The organism is Pseudobacillus wudalianchiensis, assembly GCF_001685015.1.
Lineage (GTDB): Bacteria > Bacillota > Bacilli > Bacillales > Domibacillaceae > Pseudobacillus > Pseudobacillus wudalianchiensis.
The window spans coordinates 40184-57355 of record NZ_MAYT01000031.1 but is presented as its reverse complement, the minus strand read 5'-3'; the positions used below and the strand labels follow the sequence as shown (position 1 = coordinate 57355).

The following is a 17172-nucleotide window of genomic DNA, read 5'->3' as shown; positions in this document are numbered from 1 at the left end:
CAGGCACAATGATCAGCCTGCGCGGAACGGTTTATTTTTCTAAAATGATCCTTCAGAACGCTCTGCCGCCTGTTTCGCAAGGGGAAACGTAACGAAAAAACCGATCGCTAATAAAGCGGCAATCACTTCGAACGCCAGCACATAACTTCCTGTTTTCATAAAGAAAACAGCCAGCACTGGTCCAAGCGTCGATCCAATAAATAAGAAGAAAGAATACAATGACATCGCCGATGCCTTTTCTCTCCCTCCAAACTGGCCAAGCAAGGAAACTAACGAGGGAACAGTAACAGAAATCCCAGCTGTAAAGACGACACTCATCACTGTCATCACAACGATATTTCCCGAAATGCCGATACAGAAAAGTCCAATGGCTGCTGCAGCAAGCCCAGCGCGCATTAACGGAAAAGTACCAAAGCGGGAAGCGAGCCGTCCTCCGAACGGCGCCAGCAGCATACCAATAATTCCAGCCGAGCGGACGAGCAAGATTTGGGGCGCTTCAAGTGTATAGATGTCACGCAAATAATTTTCAAGTGTTGTATACGTTCCCACGAAGCTTAATAACAGTAAAATTGTAATAAAATAGCAAAAGAGAAAGAAATGTTGAGACAACACAATAGTAAAAGCCCCTAAGACAGATCTCTTTTCTCCAGAAGCGGGAAGTGTACCTCTTGGAATCACAGCATTAAATCCGATCGCTATCACTAAATACACAAGGCCCAGCATGTAAAACACATACTTCCAACCGAGGAAATCATTAATCACGCTGCTATACACCTGGCCGATTATTCCCGCCATCAAAAAGCCGGCGCTAATAAAACCAATAGCCGTTACTCGCTTGTTAGGAGGATATAATTCAGTGATAAAGGTAAGCGCTGTTGGAGCAAACGAAGCAGCAACAAATCCTTGAATGCCTCGAAGCAGCAGAATAGCCTCATAACTCTTCAAAAAGCCAATCAGTGGTGAAATAACAGTTAACGCAAACAACCCGAATAGAATGACACGCTTACGGCCGTACCGATCAGAAAGCGGCGCGAAAAAAACAGTTCCTAACGCATAGCAAAATGAACAAATACTTGTCGCTAAAGCCGCTGTTTCGGCCGTAAGTTGAAACTCCCCCATGAATACTGGACTTAACGGAATAGTTGAAAATAAAGCCGAAACGATGAATAACCCACTGCAAAAAAAGACGAATGTCATCAGCGAATATTTTTTCTCCGCGACTGCGATTTCTGTTTTTGCTGCTAACTGCTCCATCGGATCCCCCTTTTATTATGTAATTTTTTAAATATTTCAATTTCATTATAAAAGTCAATAAGGCTCTATGTCTAATAGCAATTTGTTATCAGATCATGGTCTAAAACCAAAAAAAGCCTGAGCAGCTAGTCGTGGATACAACCACTTTGCTGCGCAGGCCTCTCATTAAACTTCAGCTGACAAATTTATTAATTATAAACGCTGACAGATTCACTCTTTCCCAATACCGTATAAAAGAAGGCTTGAATTTCCTCAATATCTTCCTTAACAACGCCTAATTTCTCCATCCAATAGGCTGTATCTTCGATGTCCTCTTGAGACATTAACACCATTTGTGCATTCAAAATGGAAAACACTAGGCTTTTACCGCAAAACTGACTTGTATGAATGATCGCTAAATTGTATAGCTCATGATCTGTCACGATACAGACGTACCGGCTCGATTGCAGTTCTCTTTCATCCATTAACAAAGTAATCCCCATTCTATCATCCCTTTCTCTTATTTTTCCAGCAACCAAAAGAGCCAGTTAACAGCCTTTTGATTACTGGCGTTAACTGGCATTTATCTACTAACGGCTTCTTGTGGGAAGTCCCATAGATTGATCAGTTTCATTTAATATGTACTCATTTTATAAGAGGCTTCTGAGCAGGTCAATCAATTATTAGAATGTTCAAATTATTGACACTTTCCCTCTAGAAAATGACGGCTAGTAAAAACCTCAAAAAGAAATCTTCTTACTTTATAACTATAGCTGCGATGAGAAACCCTATTATAATAACGAGAATAAGTATGCCAGTGCCTTTCCAGCCTAAACTGCCGACTAAATCAGCAAGGCTTCCGGCATGAGCCCTATTAAACGAATCATGCAGATTTCCAGCCGGATTTCTTTTTAATTCTTCTTGTCTGAGTCTTTCTCTTCTTCTTTCAGGTGTTTCTTTGTTTTCACTCACAACCGCACCCCCATACCTTATCCTATTACGAGCATATTGAAATAAAACAACCATTAGCCTTAAATGAGCAGGCCAATTGCAGCTGCAATTCCTCCTGCTAATAATGAAGCTGTGATGTACGCAACCGCTGTTTTTAATTTCTTAGACTGAAGTAACGTGATCGTTTCGTAACCAAAGGTAGAAAAGGTTGTGTATGCTCCACAAAAGCCAACGCCTCCAAATAACCATAGCTCTTCACTAATTTGACCAGCTAAATGAAGCCCGGCTAGCCAGCCAAGCAGAAAAGAGCCGGTCACATTTATCAGCCATGTTCCTGCTGGAAACAGCGATTTCTTATTTAAAAGATTTCCTAATAAAAACCTAGAGCTCGCTCCTAAAGCACCACCTATTCCAATGAACCAAATCATCCTTCCAGACCTTCTTTTTCACCAGATAAGGCCCATCTGCGCCCGGCATCGGCCAACAGCAAACCAAACAACGTGCTCACCAGTACATAGAGCACAGCAAGAAAAGCATGTCCTCCCTGAAACAAATGAACAGTTTCTACTGAAAAGGTCGAAAAAGTAGTAAAAGAACCGATTACCCCTGTTCCGATCATCAAAATAATTTCAGGCTTTACCCTCTTATAGCGATTGACAAATGTCAAAAACCAGCCAAGAAAAAAGCAGCCGATAAGATTAATAAGTAAGGTTCCTAACGGAAATTCATGGACTGGCTGCACCCACTCCCCTATTAAATATCTGCCGATAGCGCCAAAAAAACCGCCAATCATCACGAATAACACATTCACTCACATCACCTTTCTTTCGCTTAGGCTTCTTATCATTTTACACCCGTATTTAAATCGCTGATATAAAAAGAGCAAGTTGTTTCTTTTTTAAATTAATAAAAAAATAAATGAGTATATCTCTTTATATATTTTTTATACTAGATATAATTATTATATCAAAGAGAGGTGATCTTATGGATATTTGTCCTTATTTAGAGCGCTCCTTTCAAATACTCGGTAAGAAGTGGAACGGATTGATTCTTCACTATTTGTCCCTTTATAACGATGGCGACGCTCACTTTACTGACATGAAGCGGGATCTTCTAGACATTACGCCGCGGGCTCTTTCACTAAAATTATCTGAATTGATAGAGTACGGCTTAGTCGAAAAGAGAGTAACGGGCGGATCACCTGTCGTAATTTCTTACCGGTTAACAGAGAAAGGCCAATCGCTCGCTGCTGCACTGAAGCCCATTCAACAGTGGGCGCAAAAACATATGAACTTAGAAGAGAAAAGGAGAGAATCAAATGACTAATCCTAATATGATCTGCGACTTAGAAACCGGAGTTTGTGGTCCAGCCAATGATGAAGAGATGGAGATCTTCCAATTCGATCATGTAAAAAAATCTATTGAGCTTTATTATGTGACGGACCCCATCTGCTCTCACTGCTGGGCCCTAGAACCGGTTCTGCGCCGATTTTTAGAACAATACAAACATCATTTTAATATTCATACTGTGATGGGTGGTTTGCTGAAAGGCTGGGAAGGTTTCGCCGATACAGCAAATGGCATTTCAGCACCTTCTAACGTGGCTTCGCATTGGAGAGAAGTTGGCGAACATTCCCGTATGCCGATTGATGGATCATTGTGGTACGACAATCCAGTTCAATCATCTTATCCTCCCTCCCGCGTGTTTAAACTGATCCAAAGGGATAACGAGCAGCTTGCCGCTGCTTTTTTGCGCCGTGCACGCGAAGCGGTATTTGCCTTTAACCGCAATATTGGCGACGCTCAAGTGTTAATGGACATCGTCAATCAGCTTGGACTTAACGGAAAGAAAATCGTCGAAGAAGTAAATTCTCCTATTGGCCAACAGCTGCTCGACCAAGACTTTGCCTTATCTCGAAAGCTTGGCGTCCGCGGATTCCCGACTATTATTATGGTCAATGAAGAAAACAAAGGTATCAAAATTGTCGGGGCTCGCTCACTCGATCACTACGTCAAGGGACTACAGCAGCTTCTCCCTTTGGATGAAGAATTGCAGCCACAGCCGCTCCCGGAATTACGCCAGCTTCTCGATGCAGAGAAATTATTGTTCTCAAAAGAAATTGAAGCGATGTATGACCTAGAACAAGCTGAGACAGAATCTTTTATTCAAAAAAATCTTTCACCAACTGAGTATGAATTAAACCATCTTCTTGGGGAGATGTATATAGAGAAAAAACTAAACAAAGGGGAGTAAGGCGTGGCTTATTTATTACAAGTAGACTTTGATCATCCCGGACCATTTGGCGCTGAAATGATAGCAGCCTTCACCGATTTGGCGAAGAGCATTAATGACGAAAAGGGCTTTATCTGGAAAATTTGGACGGAGAATCAGGAAACAAAAGAAGCAGGCGGCATTTACCTGTTTGAAACGAAAGCTGACGCTGAAAATTATTTATCGAAGCATACTAAGCGTCTAAACGGCTTTGGGATTGCGGAAGTTCATGGGCAAATTTTCGAAGTGAACGATGAGTTAAGCAGGATTAATCGTGGACCGATAAAGTAAAGAAATAGCCTGAGCCCCGCTTTGATCAGCAGGGCTCAGGCTACTAACAAACGCTTGCTATTGTTGCATAGCTGGCACTGGCATTTCCTGAGCACTGTTGAGGATATCTTCTGGAACTTTAATTGGCTCTACCTTATTGAAGTTGCTGTAGACAACATTCATTATTTGAGATGTTTTCATTTCATTGCCTTCAATATCCATCGCCATATCCATATCTACATCCATTTTCGTTGTTTGGAAAGACTCTTTATCAAGGTAAATGGTGTAGTTCACTTTTTCAATCTTCATCGCCTTCATCATTTCTTTCATCATGGCCTCTGCTTCTGCACCCGTTGCTCCTTGCGTCATTTGTGCCATTTGTGTTTCTATCAGCTTATTAAACTTCTCTCCTGATGCATCGAGTTTCAATACATACTCATCCGCCGTTTGTTCAAATGTAAAGTCATCTTTAAACTGTTGAAGCTGCTTCAGCTGCTCTTCCGGCTCGACTTGCTGCTGAGACATGTTCATTATTTGATCGTACAATTCTGTCGGCATCTTAATCCACTTGCCGCTTTGGGGTTCATTCATATAAAATCCTTCCGGCGTCATGTACGATTCAATGTTCATAGATGGCATTTGTTCGCTGCCTTCCCCTGAAGCAGTCATCGTACCTTTTTGATAAATAGCGAGCGGTTCTGTCGTAATGTTCATATCCATGTCCATTGCCGTATCCATTGATTTCTGTTCTGCTGGATAGTTGATTTTTTGCTTCATATTGACTTTCGCACTCATGCTTTTTGTTTCCTTAGAAGCTTTAATTGCTTGATTAAACACCTCTCCAAGCGCCATTTCACTCTTCTCTTCCTTCGGCGTTTCTGGTGTCGGTTTTGCTGTTTCCCCACAGGCGGCAAGCCCAAGAGTCAACACGCCCGCCGCCATCCATTTAGTCCATTTTTTCATATGTATTCCCTCCTCATCGATCATCCTCCATCTATTTTACACGAATAAAAGGAAGAAAGGTTCCTATAACTGGATAACATTGTAATTTCAGGATAAAAACACTATAAATTCAGCCTTTTAAAAAGACCAAATTACCTATTCTTATGACTCTCCCCTTTCTTTAAAATCATGTTATTCTATGAAAATACTCTGTAAAAGCGGTGAAAACTATGTTGCTCTTTATCTTATTTACTGTCATTACCGTTTGCCTAATGTTGTTTATTTTTCACCATAAGATTTTCATCAAAACGTCTACCATGGCCATTGTTATGGCTCTTGGGATTATTATTCATGGGGTGCTGTATCACCTAGCGAATTCTCATTTTTTCTTTATTAAAATGCTCAGCGCGTTGACTATCACTTTCTGGGCAGCATTTTCTTTTTCTATTATCTTATCAATCGTCTACAGGCGATTTAGCTCATTACATATCGTCCATCCGTTAAACCGGTTCGGTATCGGCACGTGGATTGCCGGTACTTCTATTTGTGCTATTCTGATTTTTGAGCAATTCAGCTACTGGCGGCCTGCTGTCCTCTTTCTTTCATACGTTAACGTGGCTCTTTGGATTTATTATTTATGGCTGTCGTTCCAATCCTTTCACGAAATACGGAGAAATCTGGAGCTAAATGTACATGGTATCTTACTTCTGACTACTGTCAGCACGCAATCACTTGTCCTGCTCCTGAATGTCATTCACAGTAATGTTCCCCTTATACTCGATCGAGTGCTCATTAGTATGGGACTCACTCTGTATGCTGCGAGCGCCTTCTTTATCATTCGGCACATGTTTACTCCAGGCTGGACCATAGAAGATGACTGGGCTAACACGAATTGTATTTTACATGGAGCTTTATCGATTACTGGATTTGCCTGCATCGTTTCCAGTGCTATTGGTAAGCCCTATATTCTCTTATTATGGATCGCTGTTACGCTTGTCTTTCTCCTTGTTGAATCACTTGAAGTTTGGCGGCTGATTAAGCGCCTTAGACACTATGGGTTTAAACAGGGACTCTGGACGTACAATGTCACTCAATGGAGCCGGTTATTTACTTTTGTCATGTTCTACATCTTTACCTCTCTTATAAAACCAGAGATGGATTGGTTCGTTACTGTAAGATCTATTATTTTAACAGCGGGCATACCTATCATTTTTTTCTTGCTGATGATTGAACTGTGGCTTTATGAAACATTTCTTGTCCATATGATTCGAAAACGGTTAACTCACCAAATGCGATGAAGGGGGCTGCTTGCAAAACCAAACAAATTGGTTTTACAAGCAGCTCTTCATTTATTTTTTAAAATTTTTCAATTAATTATATAACAGGTGTTGATTTTTACTTTCTGTTATAATACAATGAATTCAACAAGAAATCAGAATAATTAAAAAACAAGGAGGTCATCAATATGATGCCATTAGACTTTTACCAAAACATCCCAGGAAAGCAATGTTGCCAATGCGGTGCTGAGATTGCAGAACAACACGAGTGCTATCACAACGAATGCGAACGCTGCCTAAGTAAAACGGAGGAATAAACATTGGTCTTTGTAAATGAATATTTTGATCAATCCGCCTGATTGTTTAAGAGACAGAACAGAACGGATTTTTTTATGTTTTATTGATAAAAAAAAGACCAAATGAATTGGCCTCAGGTTGTTCTCCCTATTCTTTCACTTGCTCCTCTTCAAAAAATGCTTTAACTAGCGCTATAAACCGAAGCACTAACGGAGGCAAGTAGCGGTTTTTATCAAATGCTACGTACACGATTCGCGATAGGTTAGGATCTTCTAAAGGCTTAACGTGAAAATGAGTGGTCTCCGAATACTTCACATAATTTTCTGGAAGGACAGTCGCACCCAATCCTTCCTCTACTAGCCGGCACGCTGTTTCAAAGCGCTCAATTTCAAATTGTATGTTCGGTTTAATTCCTGCTTTCTGAAAAGCGTTTAAAATATCGGTACGAGTTTGAAATCCTTCTTTACATATAATGAAAGGCTCTTGATTCAATTCTTCAATGGTAAGTGTCTCGTTATGTCGCAAAGGATGATTTTCCGGTAAAAGAGCGACAAGCTTTTCTTCATAGATTGGTATTACTTCAATTTCTTCACTATTAATATATTGATTCGTTATCGCTAAATGAATATCGAAGTTGCTCAATGCCTTTTCGACATCTGTCAGGCTTAATATGTCCATTAAGTGAATTCTTACATACTTGTATTCCCCTTTAAAGCGTGCCAATATTTTTGGTACCCAATACTTGGTGGATTCAATAACCCCAATGGATAACTCTAGCGGCCCCTGCTCCTTCAACCGTTTCATCTCGTTTTCTACGTGCTCAAAATGATTCACGAGCTTTTTCGCTTCCTGGTAGAGAATCTTTCCTTCCTTTGTTAATTGCACTTCTCTGCTGCTGCGGTCTAATAACACGAGACCTAATTCGTTTTCCAGCTTTTTTATCGAGGCACTTAAGGAAGGTTGGGAAATATGCAAAGCAGAAGCGGCATTAGTAAACGTATGTTTTTCTACAATTGTAATGAAGTATTGAAGATGACGAATTTCCATATTTTACCCTCCTATAGATAAAAACTATAGAAATATACATTATCTATATTAGTCATTATACATTACTTTATTTTATAATAATAAAAAATAAGTAATTTCAGAATTTAATAACAATGCAGCTATGAGGTGATTACTATGTATACCCTGCCAGATAAACAGTATTGGAGTGGCAGAATTGACAGTGAGAATGATCAAAATGCTTTTCGTCTCCATCAAGTTATGGAGTTAAAAGATGTGGAAACATTAACGGAAAATGAAAGCGCTTTTGGTTTTGTCGGATTTGAATGCGAAGAAGGCGTCAGACGCAATAAAGGAAGACTAGGAGCCGCTTTAGCTCCGAACAAGATTCGACAGTTCTTATCTCCTCTTCCATATAATCTCGAAAGAAAACTACTGGATACCGGGAATGTTGCTTGTGAAGGACAAGAGCTTGAGAAAGCACAAGAAGAGCTCGGCCGTCACCTTCATAAGCTGTACAGCAGCTCTTGTACTCCTATCATTTTAGGAGGAGGACACGAAACCTTATATGGTCACTATTTAGGTGCGCGAAACCATATCGGTCCTGATGCTTCATTAGGCATCATTAATATTGACGCCCATTTTGATATGCGAGATGAGCCGCTTCCTTCTTCTGGCACAATGTTCAAACAAATTCTTGAGCAAGATGCCCATGCAGGCTACTTGTGTATTGGCATACAGGAATTCGGAAATACTGAATCCCTATTTCAAACGGCTGATCGGTTAGGCTGCACCTATATTTATGAAGAGGATGTAGCAGCTAACAATTTTATAAAGACATTTGGAGAAATCGATCGGTTTGCCGCTAACTACGATTACCTGATCTTAACTTTATGTACCGATTCAATCATTTCGTATGCAGCACCTGGGGTCAGTGCACCGTCTCCATTTGGCTTAGACCCAAAAACAGTAAAAACACTACTAAGATATATAGCTGAGAAAGACAACTTACTTAGCTTCGATATATCAGAAGTAAATCCCGTGTACGATGAGGGAGACAGAACAGTCCGACTCGCTGCTTACTTAATAGCAGAAGTACTGCGCCATTTCAACAAGAAACCAACATCATAAGGAGTGAAAATATGACAGCCGAAATCAACCAAGTGACGACGATCTTCTTAGCAGTCGCTGTCTTTATAGCTGGAACGTTTTTAAATAAAAAGTTACCATTTTTGGACAGGTTCTGTATTCCTGCCCCTGTAGTGGGCGGACTCTTATTCGCTATTGTGGCAACAATCTTAAAAAGCCTAGACCTCTTAACAATCAGTTTAGATACTTCTATGCAGGGATTATTCATGCTCACATTCTTTACAACAGTCGGTTTAGGAGCGAGCTTCGGCTTAATTAAGCTTGGCGGCAAATTGCTTGTTATTTACTGGCTATCCTGTGGATTCTTAGCTCTTATGCAAAATGTGATCGGGATCTCTTTTGCCAAATTGCTTGATATTCATCCGCTTATTGGTGTCATGGTCGGTGCCGTCTCCATGGAAGGCGGACACGGGGCGGCAACAGCCTTCGGTACGACGATTGAAAAAGCAGGCATTGACTCTGCTTTATCAGTCGGACTAGCTGCAGCTACACTCGGATTGGTAGCCGGCGGCTTAGTAGGCGGACCGATTGTGAAATACTTAGTAAATAAATATAATTTAAAGCCAACGGAACCAGAATTGAATGCAGCATCGGCTAATTTAGAAGATACCGCTGATGCCCCTGTTACATCCCAGTCATTCATGATGCAAGTCTTTATTATTACGTTGTGTATGGCTGTAGGATCGTATCTCGGAAACGTATTTACGAATCTCACTGGGTTTTCTTTACCTGATTATGTAAGCGCTATGTTTGTCGCTGTGATCGTCCGAAATATCCTTGATCAATTCGATAAAAATATCATTCAGATGAAAAGCATTTCGATTATTGGCGACATTACGCTAGGCATCTTTTTATCGATGGCGTTGATGAGCATCAAGCTCTGGGAAATCGCCAACCTTGCCCTTCCTTTAATCATTATCGTGATGATTCAAGTATTGTTTATTGCTCTGTTCGGCATCTTCGTCCTCTTCAAGCTGCTGGGCAAAGATTACGATGCTGCCGTGATGGTCGCCGGCTTTACAGGCCATGGTCTTGGAGCGACTCCAAATGCCATCGCTAATATGAGTGCCGTTGTGAATAAATTCGGCCCTTCGCAAAAAGCTTTTCTGATTGTTCCGATCGTCGGCGCTTTCTTAATCGACGTGTTCGCGATGCCGATCATTATTACAACGATTAATATGTTTAGCTGAGCAACTGCTGCCAAAGCTTGAAAGATGAAGCTTTGGCAGCAGTTTTTTAAATTTCTAAAAAAACAAAAAACAATTGTATAACAGATATTGACTTTATAAGTCTGTTATAATACAATAAATTTAATAATAAATCTGAAAAATCAAAAAACGAGGAGGTCATCATAATGATGCCATTAGAATTTTATCGAAATATTCCAGGGAAAGAATGCTGTCAATGCGGAGCGCAAATAATCGAACAACATGAGTCTTATCATAATGAATGTGAGTACTGCTTAAGCAAGGTAGAGGAATAAGCCAGTGGTTTTTGCTAATATATAAGTTTTTATAAATCCGCCTGTTATAGTAAGAAACAGAGCGGATTTTTTGCCTTTTGAGCACAAAAAAAGACCGAGCTAACTCGGTCTCAGGCGGTTGATAAACGTTCGCTTTTCTCATGTCCTGAAAGATAAACATCTCCACTCAGATTCGTGCTCTGTCATAACAAGCAATTATTTAGTTAATACCTGTTTCTTTTCCGCTCCAGGAAGCGGCTGATCAGCTAAAAATCTCTTCAACACGTTTTCCGTAAGCTTCGAAACGTTATTATCATAATTGTTATGAGACAGACTTCCACAGTAAGAAATGGAACTAGTAGAGAATACAGCTCCACCATTCGGTGTATGATAGAAGACCATGTCTGCTCGGACTCTTGGATTTTGTTCACCTGACAAACCAGGAATGTTAAAATATAGCTCTTCTGCTACCGGCATGTAAACATTTGTGTGACCCTCTGAAGAAGCAACGATTACCGCATGTGGTGGCGTCCCAAGCTCTGTATCATAGATATCGAGCTCTAATCCGGCTGCTCCACCGCCGACTAAACCAAAGTCACCAATTTTCTCACCTTTCTCAATACCTTCAAAAATCCAGTCCACTTCTGGGTTAAAGCTTTCTTCCGTTCGACGATAATAAGAAGAAACCTCAAACCCTTGCGCCGCATAGCCTGTTCCACATATTTTTTGAGGAGCTCGGCCGCGGTGTTTCCAAATGCTGCCTTGCTCTCCCGTAATGCTCAAATGAATTTCACCCGGTTTTGACTTCCAGCCTTGATTTCCATAATTTTTTCTTACTTCCATTAAATTTGGATTTTTTGGATCGAAAGTGACAACCCAGTAAAAGCCGTTCGAGCCCATATACATAAAGCGGCCGCCATTATCTTGAAAGCCTTCCACTGCATCGAGCATTGGTCCAGAATAGTACTCGGGGTGGGAGCCTGTAATAGCTACTTTGTATTGATTCAGCAGCTCAGCCCCTTCGAAATGGACATCCTGATCGGTGACAACGTCAAACTCGAACCCTTTTTCTGTCAGCCAATCGACTAAATGAAGATCTGCATTGAATTGCCATAAAGAAGGTGAAAGATTGTGACGGTATTTCGGTCTCATATTTAAAATCGGACGCAAGGCTGAAGAAAAACAAACCCCCGTTCCATCATTATGATGATCATACGTAGACAGCCCATATTCAGCATGCTCACCAAGATACATGTCCTCCTGCTGAACGACTGGAGCTCGGCCAAACATAAGTTGAGCTAGCGGAACGTCTTGGAAGCGGTTGTTCGCATATGCTAAGTAACTGGCAGTTGGCATAATGAGAACGGCTTTTGCAGTTGGTTTCTTGCCTTTTTTCGGTCTGACGAAAAATGTAATATAATCCTCATCTTCCCCGGCATAAACGTGAGCCGCGTATACGCCACTCTGTAAATTATCGGGTACTTTCCACTCAAAATCTACATCCCACTTTGCATCTGTTAGATCATCATCATGAAAGTGAATGGCTCCGTACTGTTCCGGGGCATGGACGAAGTTTTGCTCTTCTGATGTCCAGTTATATCCTGTTACAGCCCGAGTCGGATGGTTAACGGTTTCTCCATGCAATTGATTCGGTGATTGATCATATATTTTCTCCAGCTCCCGGAAGCCTTTACGGGTAATTCCTTCAGAGAAATCCCACGCAGCTACCAGTCCCTTTCCAGAAGGATGATCAATCCATGACTTCATCTCTTCTTTGCTTAGCGCTACACTTGCTACCCGCGGACGGTCAATTTTTCCATTATAGCGGTTGATCACTTTATGTTTTCCATCCGGCTGCTTTCCGAGAATGCTCGCTATTAAAAATTCAGCATTGTTATCTGCATAAGGCTTAATGTTAACCTTTCTTTCATGACTTACATTCAATTCATCTGTTCCATACGGCAGTGAAAATCTGCTGTTTGTTCCATTAAGTACAACTTCCTGACAAATGCTCAATTTGCCGCTTTCCTCGTCAAATGAGCCTCCCACAAAATACCAGCAGCCAGTAACGAGCGGTATATCCGTACTTAATTTTTCAACATTTCCTTTATCATCGCCAATCCATACTGCCAAACAGCCTTTCTCATCAATAAACAGCCCGTACCCCGTATTATTAACAGGTGACCACTTTGTTAGGATTCCTTGTATCCCTAATTCAGGAGTAGTTGGGTAAATCATAGCTTGTAATGAGAAACTGCTGATCAGCGAAAAGAGCGACTGATTATTGAACTTGATGTAAGATCCCATATGTATGTCTTGTTTTCTGCCGCTGTATTCTTTATTCACATCCGCTTCCACTTTGTGAATCTTTACACCCGGACCTTCCGGATTAGAGTCTCCGTGAATCAGACGGACAATTTCTGTTTTATACTTATTATAGTGGCTATTAACCATAAATTTAATCTTTTCCCCAGGTTGGACACTCATTCGGTCTGTATAACCAGTAATTTTCATACTCCATCGTCTCCTTTATCGAGTAGATTAATTGTTTAATAGACCATGCTTCTTTAATCTTTTTAGGAACAATCCATGTTCTGCTGCTTCGCGTGAGCCAAAACACTCCTCCTCAAATACTTTATAAGGAACTCCCCGCTCACCCGGATGTTCGCCGAGACACCATTTTTTATGAGGCTCCATACAAATAATCAAATCTTTCCCCTTAATTTCTTCGTGGTGTCTGCGCAGGTAGTTCAGTACTAGGCTCAATTCACTGCTGTGTCGGCCAATTGGATTTTTCCGATGCTCTTCAATTAACTCTTCCGTAATAAGGGGCTTTATGTTGTTCTCAAGAATCCACTTATCCTTTTCCAAATAAACTTTTCTTGCTTGATCAATCATTGTAAAACCTCCTTTTTACAAAATTTTAATTATTCAAAATATTTGAACCACTTGAACCTTACCATACATTTTATTTCAGAGTCAATTAATATATCCCTTTTAGGGAATTTTAGAAAATATATTCTCTTTTTCGACATAACCAGTAGCTAACACAAACCCTCTCCTTTTGTGTCGACGATTGTGTTAGAGTAATGAAGGTAATGACATTTACTTATTGTATGAAAGGAGGGCGTTCTTTTATGAAAAAAACAATCAAAGTTGTCGCAGCCGTCTGCATAAATGAACACGAGCAGGTTTTATGTGCCTTGCGTTCGTCCAACATGTCTTTGCCTAACCTATGGGAATTCGCAGGAGGAAAAGTAGAAAAAGGGGAAACACCTGAAGAATCGCTCGTTCGAGAAATTCAAGAGGAACTTGGCTGTACGGTGGAGGTGCATGAATTGATTGAAGATATTTGCCATGAATACCCGAATATCATCGTGAATCTGTTAACGTATCGGACAACCATTGCCGAAGGAACCCCAAAAGCAAACGAACACGCCGAAATAAAATGGGTACCCCTTCAAGAGCTATGCTCGTTAGAGTGGGCACCCGCTGATATTCCGACAGTCAATAAATTGCTGATGAATACGATATAAAAACTTTTAAGGACTCCCTATACAGGAAAACAAATTTTGGCAAAGCAGCGCCTAAAACTGGAGAAAAACTTTTATTGAGCTAAAGATCACACACTCCGCTCATAATAGAAAAATGCTTCATCCTTCACCCATCCGTCTGATTCGTACAGATGCTGAGCTGTCGTATTATCTACTGCTGTTTGAAGCGTTAACCCCTTCGCTTCCGTTTCTTTAGCGAATTGTTTTGCAGCATGTAAAAGCTTTCTTCCTACTCCCTTATTCCGGCTTTCCGTGGTGACATACAAATCATTTAAAATCCAAACTCTTTTCATCGAAACGGACGAGAAGGACGGATACAATTGCGTAAATCCCATATACTTATCCTCTTCCACCGCTACGAAAATAACAGACTCCTTTTTTTCCAGCCGTTCACGGATAAACCTCTTTGCCGCTTCCATATCGGATGGCTGTTCGTAAAAAATTCTGTATGAATTAAACAGCTCCGCTACTTCATTTAAATCTTCCTGTGTTGCTTGATAAACGTCCATCGCCCTTTCCCCCTGTTCTAAATTCTCTACACGTACAGTGTATATCATTAGATTAAAAATTAAAAAGAATTTTCAAACTTTTTTCTCTATTTTTATTCCCTTATGAATAATAAATTCACCTTGTCATAAGAATCTTACTTAATTTCATAGTTTAGCCATATCGCTTTACTTGCGCCAACTTTATCGTATAAAGACTGAGCTGCTAAGTTATCATGAGCTGTTTCCCAAATCATATGAGAATAACCATGCTCCCTAATATAATCAATACATGTGTGAAGCAGCTTCTCACCAATGTGCTGCCCTCTTGCAGCTGATGTTACATATAAATCATAGAGAAGAGACATGCGCTTTACTTCCAACGTGTTAAATGTAAAGTATAAAGTGGAAAAGCCAACGAGTTGATGGGATGGGTTTTCTGCCACAAATTGAATACCCTCGTAAGGATTTTTAATTAAATGCAACATTAATTTCTCAAGTGCCTCTTCCTTTGGACGGTCACACTTATAAAAACCAACAATATACTCATACATCAAATCCATCAGTTGCGGGATGTCACGTTCAGCGGCAGGCCTAATGTTTACAGTTTCCATATTTCACTTCATCCTCCCTATTTATTAAATGCAACAAACATTCATGCAAGATATATGCCGACACCGCTAAGCATAGCTGCTTATTACCCTAAATTATTATATTTAGCTCTTCATATGTCGTTTATTTTCACCGTACAACCTTCATTTCACTTCAAAGATGAGTATATTGTAGTGGATTTAGAATTCTCATGATGAGATAAAGAGGTGAAAGCGTTGAAGAAGAGAGCCCTTTTTACCGTGCCCATTAGCATTTTGCTCATCGCCGTAATCGTTACCTCATTTTTCTTATTAAGTCTCAAACCGAATGCTACAGGTATTTCTCAAGCACAAAAACTGTCAGAGTACTCCAAGCCAGCCGTCGTACGAATTATCGACTACGCAGTCGTTGAATGGCAGTTTAACGATTATTACCCAGAGGTTGAGGCTCTTCTACAGGAATTGGATTACCAAACCGTTATTGGCGGGTCCGGATCGGGGGCGATTATTAGTCCAGACGGTTATATTGTGACGAATGCCCATGTCGTAGAAGGAGCTAAAATGCAAGAAGCAGACCTGGCAAATGCTGCGTTTGAACAGCTTGTTGCGCTCGTAGCTGAGCATTTTCAGGTAGACTACAATGAAGCCTATGAATACATGGTCACCTACACGCAATACACGAAAGTAACGAGAGCACTAAAAGTTATTTTACCGGGCGGTGATGTCTTAGATGGTGAGGTGAAAAGCTACGGAGCTCCGATCAATGAAGGAAAAGATGTAGCTGTTCTGAAAGTCGAAGGAAAGAACCTCCCAACCTTACCACTTGGAAAGTCGGAAACGATTGAAGATCAGGACAATATTTGGGTGCTGGGCTATCCGGCAGCCGCGGAGTCTGATTTATTGTCACCAGATTCCTCACTCGTCTCTTCCATGAACGCTGGACAAATCTCAGCAACTTCTAAAAAGACAGAACAAGGAAGTCCAGTTATCCAACTAAATGCAGCCGCCACACATGGAAATAGCGGCGGACCGGTCATCAATGAAAAAGGTGAAATTGTCGGTTTATTAACCTTTAGAGGAGATACGGTGAACGGCCAGGAAGTGCAAGGATTTAATTTTGCTGTTCCAGTCGATACTGTAAAAGAATTCGTCAACCAAGCAGGGGCTAAAAATACAAGCAGCCCAACCGATCAACTTTTCAAAGAAGGCTTAACTCTGTATTGGGGCGGTTATTACAAAAATGCCCTGGAAAAATTTGAAGCCGTCCAGCGACTCTTCCCTAATCATCCGGAAATTAAGCAATACATTACAAATACCCAGAAAAAAGCAGACGATAGTAAAATCCTTTGGTCTGACTATCGAACGATCTTCTACATTGTAGATGGTGTTGCTGCATTGCTCATTATTCTTCTCATGGTCTTTACCTTTGCGATGAAGCCAAAAACGGCTGTAGCTTCCACACAGAAGAATACCATTCCAGATTTGAACGGGGATGGAAAAATGGACATTGAAGATATTATCATCGCCCTGCAAAAACAGCAAAAGGAAGATAAGAAGAAAGATGAATAAGTAAAGGAGAGGGAGAGCCCTATGCCGCTCTCCTTCTATTTGTTTTCACTGCGCGGCTCATAATTGGTATGTCCTGTTTTACGTTTAAGAATCCTCAAGTAATTGTAATTTTATGT

General features: G+C 40.7%; 21 protein-coding genes. 10 read left to right on the top strand and 11 right to left on the bottom strand.

Features of this window, described 5'->3' with window-relative positions; all coding sequences use genetic code 11:
* Positions 1-39 precede the first annotated feature (39 nt).
* The 5 genes from A8F95_RS19695 to crcB (A8F95_RS19675) all read right to left on the bottom strand — a co-directional run bounded on the left by A8F95_RS19695 (position 40) and on the right by crcB (A8F95_RS19675) (position 2995).
* A complete protein-coding gene (locus tag A8F95_RS19695; RefSeq protein ID WP_065412113.1) occupies positions 40-1254 on the bottom strand; it encodes an MFS transporter in 1215 nt (404 codons plus the stop codon).
* Positions 1255-1442: 188 nt separating this feature from the next.
* The gene (locus A8F95_RS19690; protein WP_065412112.1) at positions 1443-1736 is read right to left on the bottom strand and encodes an SAV0927 family protein; all 294 of its coding nucleotides are present in this window, start codon (positions 1734-1736) and stop codon (positions 1443-1445) included.
* Between the two features lie 253 nt (positions 1737-1989).
* Positions 1990-2205, bottom strand: a complete 216-nt coding sequence (locus A8F95_RS19685) for a DUF6366 family protein (RefSeq protein WP_065412111.1) — start codon at positions 2203-2205, stop codon at positions 1990-1992.
* A 59-nt stretch (positions 2206-2264) separates the two neighbouring features.
* A complete protein-coding gene (crcB, locus tag A8F95_RS19680; protein WP_065412110.1) occupies positions 2265-2612 on the bottom strand; it encodes a fluoride efflux transporter CrcB in 348 nt (115 codons plus the stop codon).
* A complete protein-coding gene (crcB, locus tag A8F95_RS19675; protein WP_065412109.1) occupies positions 2609-2995 on the bottom strand; it encodes a fluoride efflux transporter CrcB in 387 nt (128 codons plus the stop codon). The genes crcB (A8F95_RS19680) and crcB (A8F95_RS19675) overlap by 4 nt, the downstream gene beginning before the upstream one ends.
* A 173-nt stretch (positions 2996-3168) precedes the next feature.
* Between crcB (A8F95_RS19675) and A8F95_RS19670 the strand changes: the two genes are divergently transcribed.
* Genes A8F95_RS19670 through A8F95_RS19660 form a run of 3 tightly spaced genes read left to right on the top strand, consistent with a single transcriptional unit; the run spans position 3169 to position 4747 of the window.
* Positions 3169-3510 carry a winged helix-turn-helix transcriptional regulator gene (locus A8F95_RS19670; RefSeq protein ID WP_065412108.1) on the top strand — a complete coding sequence of 114 codons (342 nt, stop codon included), beginning with the start codon at positions 3169-3171 and terminating at the stop codon, positions 3508-3510.
* Positions 3503-4438: a DsbA family oxidoreductase gene (locus A8F95_RS19665; protein WP_065412107.1), complete on the top strand. Its 936-nt coding sequence runs from the start codon at positions 3503-3505 to the stop codon at positions 4436-4438. Before A8F95_RS19670 ends, A8F95_RS19665 begins: the two co-directional genes overlap by 8 nt.
* Positions 4439-4441: 3 nt before the next feature.
* Positions 4442-4747, top strand: a complete 306-nt coding sequence (locus A8F95_RS19660; protein ID WP_065412106.1) for a monooxygenase — start codon at positions 4442-4444, stop codon at positions 4745-4747.
* Positions 4748-4804: 57 nt separating this feature from the next.
* Here A8F95_RS19660 and A8F95_RS19655 read toward each other — a convergent pair whose 3' ends face one another.
* Entirely contained in the window at positions 4805-5689 is an 885-nt protein-coding gene (locus A8F95_RS19655; protein ID WP_065412105.1) for a DUF6612 family protein, read from the bottom strand.
* Positions 5690-5898: 209 nt separating this feature from the next.
* Here A8F95_RS19655 and A8F95_RS19650 point away from each other — a divergent pair, with 209 nt between their 5' ends.
* Together A8F95_RS19650 and yhfH (A8F95_RS21840) are read left to right on the top strand one after the other, a co-directional pair.
* Positions 5899-6966 (top strand): TDT family transporter, encoded by a 1068-nt coding sequence (locus A8F95_RS19650; RefSeq protein WP_065412104.1) that lies wholly within the window; start codon positions 5899-5901, stop codon positions 6964-6966.
* A 167-nt stretch (positions 6967-7133) separates the two neighbouring features.
* Positions 7134-7262, top strand: a complete 129-nt coding sequence (gene yhfH / locus A8F95_RS21840) for a protein YhfH (RefSeq protein ID WP_077247466.1) — start codon at positions 7134-7136, stop codon at positions 7260-7262.
* Positions 7263-7389: 127 nt separating this feature from the next.
* Here yhfH (A8F95_RS21840) and A8F95_RS19645 read toward each other — a convergent pair whose 3' ends face one another.
* The gene (locus A8F95_RS19645; protein ID WP_065412103.1) at positions 7390-8289 is read right to left on the bottom strand and encodes a LysR family transcriptional regulator; all 900 of its coding nucleotides are present in this window, start codon (positions 8287-8289) and stop codon (positions 7390-7392) included.
* Positions 8290-8424: 135 nt separating this feature from the next.
* Here A8F95_RS19645 and hutG point away from each other — a divergent pair, with 135 nt between their 5' ends.
* The 3 genes from hutG (at position 8425) to yhfH (A8F95_RS21835) (ending at position 10879) form a co-directional block, all read left to right on the top strand.
* Positions 8425-9378, top strand: coding sequence for a formimidoylglutamase (gene hutG / locus A8F95_RS19640; protein ID WP_065412102.1), 954 nt, complete (start codon positions 8425-8427; stop codon positions 9376-9378).
* 11 nt (positions 9379-9389) lie between these two features.
* On the top strand, positions 9390-10586 hold the full coding sequence (gltS, locus tag A8F95_RS19635) for a sodium/glutamate symporter (RefSeq protein ID WP_065412101.1): 1197 nt from the start codon (positions 9390-9392) through the stop codon (positions 10584-10586).
* A 164-nt stretch (positions 10587-10750) separates the two neighbouring features.
* Positions 10751-10879, top strand: a complete 129-nt coding sequence (gene yhfH, locus A8F95_RS21835; protein WP_077247465.1) for a protein YhfH — start codon at positions 10751-10753, stop codon at positions 10877-10879.
* Positions 10880-11074: 195 nt separating this feature from the next.
* Here yhfH (A8F95_RS21835) and A8F95_RS19630 read toward each other — a convergent pair whose 3' ends face one another.
* Positions 11075-13372, bottom strand: coding sequence for a N,N-dimethylformamidase beta subunit family domain-containing protein (locus tag A8F95_RS19630; protein ID WP_065412100.1), 2298 nt, complete (start codon positions 13370-13372; stop codon positions 11075-11077).
* A gap of 27 nt (positions 13373-13399) precedes the next feature.
* Positions 13400-13756 carry a N,N-dimethylformamidase alpha subunit family protein gene (locus A8F95_RS19625; protein ID WP_065412099.1) on the bottom strand — a complete coding sequence of 119 codons (357 nt, stop codon included), beginning with the start codon at positions 13754-13756 and terminating at the stop codon, positions 13400-13402.
* 239 nt (positions 13757-13995) lie between these two features.
* Here A8F95_RS19625 and mutT point away from each other — a divergent pair, with 239 nt between their 5' ends.
* A complete protein-coding gene (mutT, locus tag A8F95_RS19620) occupies positions 13996-14394 on the top strand; it encodes an 8-oxo-dGTP diphosphatase MutT (protein ID WP_065412098.1) in 399 nt (132 codons plus the stop codon).
* An 86-nt stretch (positions 14395-14480) separates the two neighbouring features.
* Here the strand turns inward: mutT and A8F95_RS19615 are convergent, their stop codons facing one another.
* Positions 14481-14921 carry a GNAT family N-acetyltransferase gene (locus A8F95_RS19615; RefSeq protein ID WP_065412097.1) on the bottom strand — a complete coding sequence of 147 codons (441 nt, stop codon included), beginning with the start codon at positions 14919-14921 and terminating at the stop codon, positions 14481-14483.
* Between the two features lie 134 nt (positions 14922-15055).
* Entirely contained in the window at positions 15056-15511 is a 456-nt protein-coding gene (locus A8F95_RS19610; protein ID WP_065412096.1) for a GNAT family N-acetyltransferase, read from the bottom strand.
* 204 nt (positions 15512-15715) lie between these two features.
* Between A8F95_RS19610 and A8F95_RS19605 the strand changes: the two genes are divergently transcribed.
* Positions 15716-17056 carry a S1C family serine protease gene (locus A8F95_RS19605; RefSeq protein ID WP_245671454.1) on the top strand — a complete coding sequence of 447 codons (1341 nt, stop codon included), beginning with the start codon at positions 15716-15718 and terminating at the stop codon, positions 17054-17056.
* Positions 17057-17172: the final 116 nt, after the last annotated feature.

Excerpts from the sequence above, each read along its gene's own strand:
- hutG (WP_065412102.1), top strand. The coding sequence starts at position 8,425 with ATGTATACCCTGCCAGATAAACAGTATTGGAGTGGCAGAATTGACAGT.
- A8F95_RS19670 (WP_065412108.1), top strand. The coding sequence starts at position 3,169 with ATGGATATTTGTCCTTATTTAGAGCGCTCCTTTCAAATACTCGGTAAG.
- A8F95_RS19645 (WP_065412103.1), bottom strand. The coding sequence starts at position 8,289 with ATGGAAATTCGTCATCTTCAATACTTCATTACAATTGTAGAAAAACAT.
- yhfH (WP_077247465.1), top strand. The coding sequence starts at position 10,751 with ATGATGCCATTAGAATTTTATCGAAATATTCCAGGGAAAGAATGCTGT.
- gltS (WP_065412101.1), top strand. The coding sequence starts at position 9,390 with ATGACAGCCGAAATCAACCAAGTGACGACGATCTTCTTAGCAGTCGCT.
- A8F95_RS19625 (WP_065412099.1), bottom strand. The coding sequence starts at position 13,756 with ATGATTGATCAAGCAAGAAAAGTTTATTTGGAAAAGGATAAGTGGATT.
- A8F95_RS19615 (WP_065412097.1), bottom strand. The coding sequence starts at position 14,921 with ATGGACGTTTATCAAGCAACACAGGAAGATTTAAATGAAGTAGCGGAG.
- mutT (WP_065412098.1), top strand. The coding sequence starts at position 13,996 with ATGAAAAAAACAATCAAAGTTGTCGCAGCCGTCTGCATAAATGAACAC.
- A8F95_RS19630 (WP_065412100.1), bottom strand. The coding sequence starts at position 13,372 with ATGAAAATTACTGGTTATACAGACCGAATGAGTGTCCAACCTGGGGAA.
- A8F95_RS19665 (WP_065412107.1), top strand. The coding sequence starts at position 3,503 with ATGACTAATCCTAATATGATCTGCGACTTAGAAACCGGAGTTTGTGGT.
- A8F95_RS19650 (WP_065412104.1), top strand. The coding sequence starts at position 5,899 with ATGTTGCTCTTTATCTTATTTACTGTCATTACCGTTTGCCTAATGTTG.
- A8F95_RS19655 (WP_065412105.1), bottom strand. The coding sequence starts at position 5,689 with ATGAAAAAATGGACTAAATGGATGGCGGCGGGCGTGTTGACTCTTGGG.
- A8F95_RS19690 (WP_065412112.1), bottom strand. The coding sequence starts at position 1,736 with ATGGGGATTACTTTGTTAATGGATGAAAGAGAACTGCAATCGAGCCGG.
- A8F95_RS19695 (WP_065412113.1), bottom strand. The coding sequence starts at position 1,254 with ATGGAGCAGTTAGCAGCAAAAACAGAAATCGCAGTCGCGGAGAAAAAA.
- crcB (WP_065412110.1), bottom strand. The coding sequence starts at position 2,612 with ATGATTTGGTTCATTGGAATAGGTGGTGCTTTAGGAGCGAGCTCTAGG.
- yhfH (WP_077247466.1), top strand. The coding sequence starts at position 7,134 with ATGATGCCATTAGACTTTTACCAAAACATCCCAGGAAAGCAATGTTGC.
- A8F95_RS19610 (WP_065412096.1), bottom strand. The coding sequence starts at position 15,511 with ATGGAAACTGTAAACATTAGGCCTGCCGCTGAACGTGACATCCCGCAA.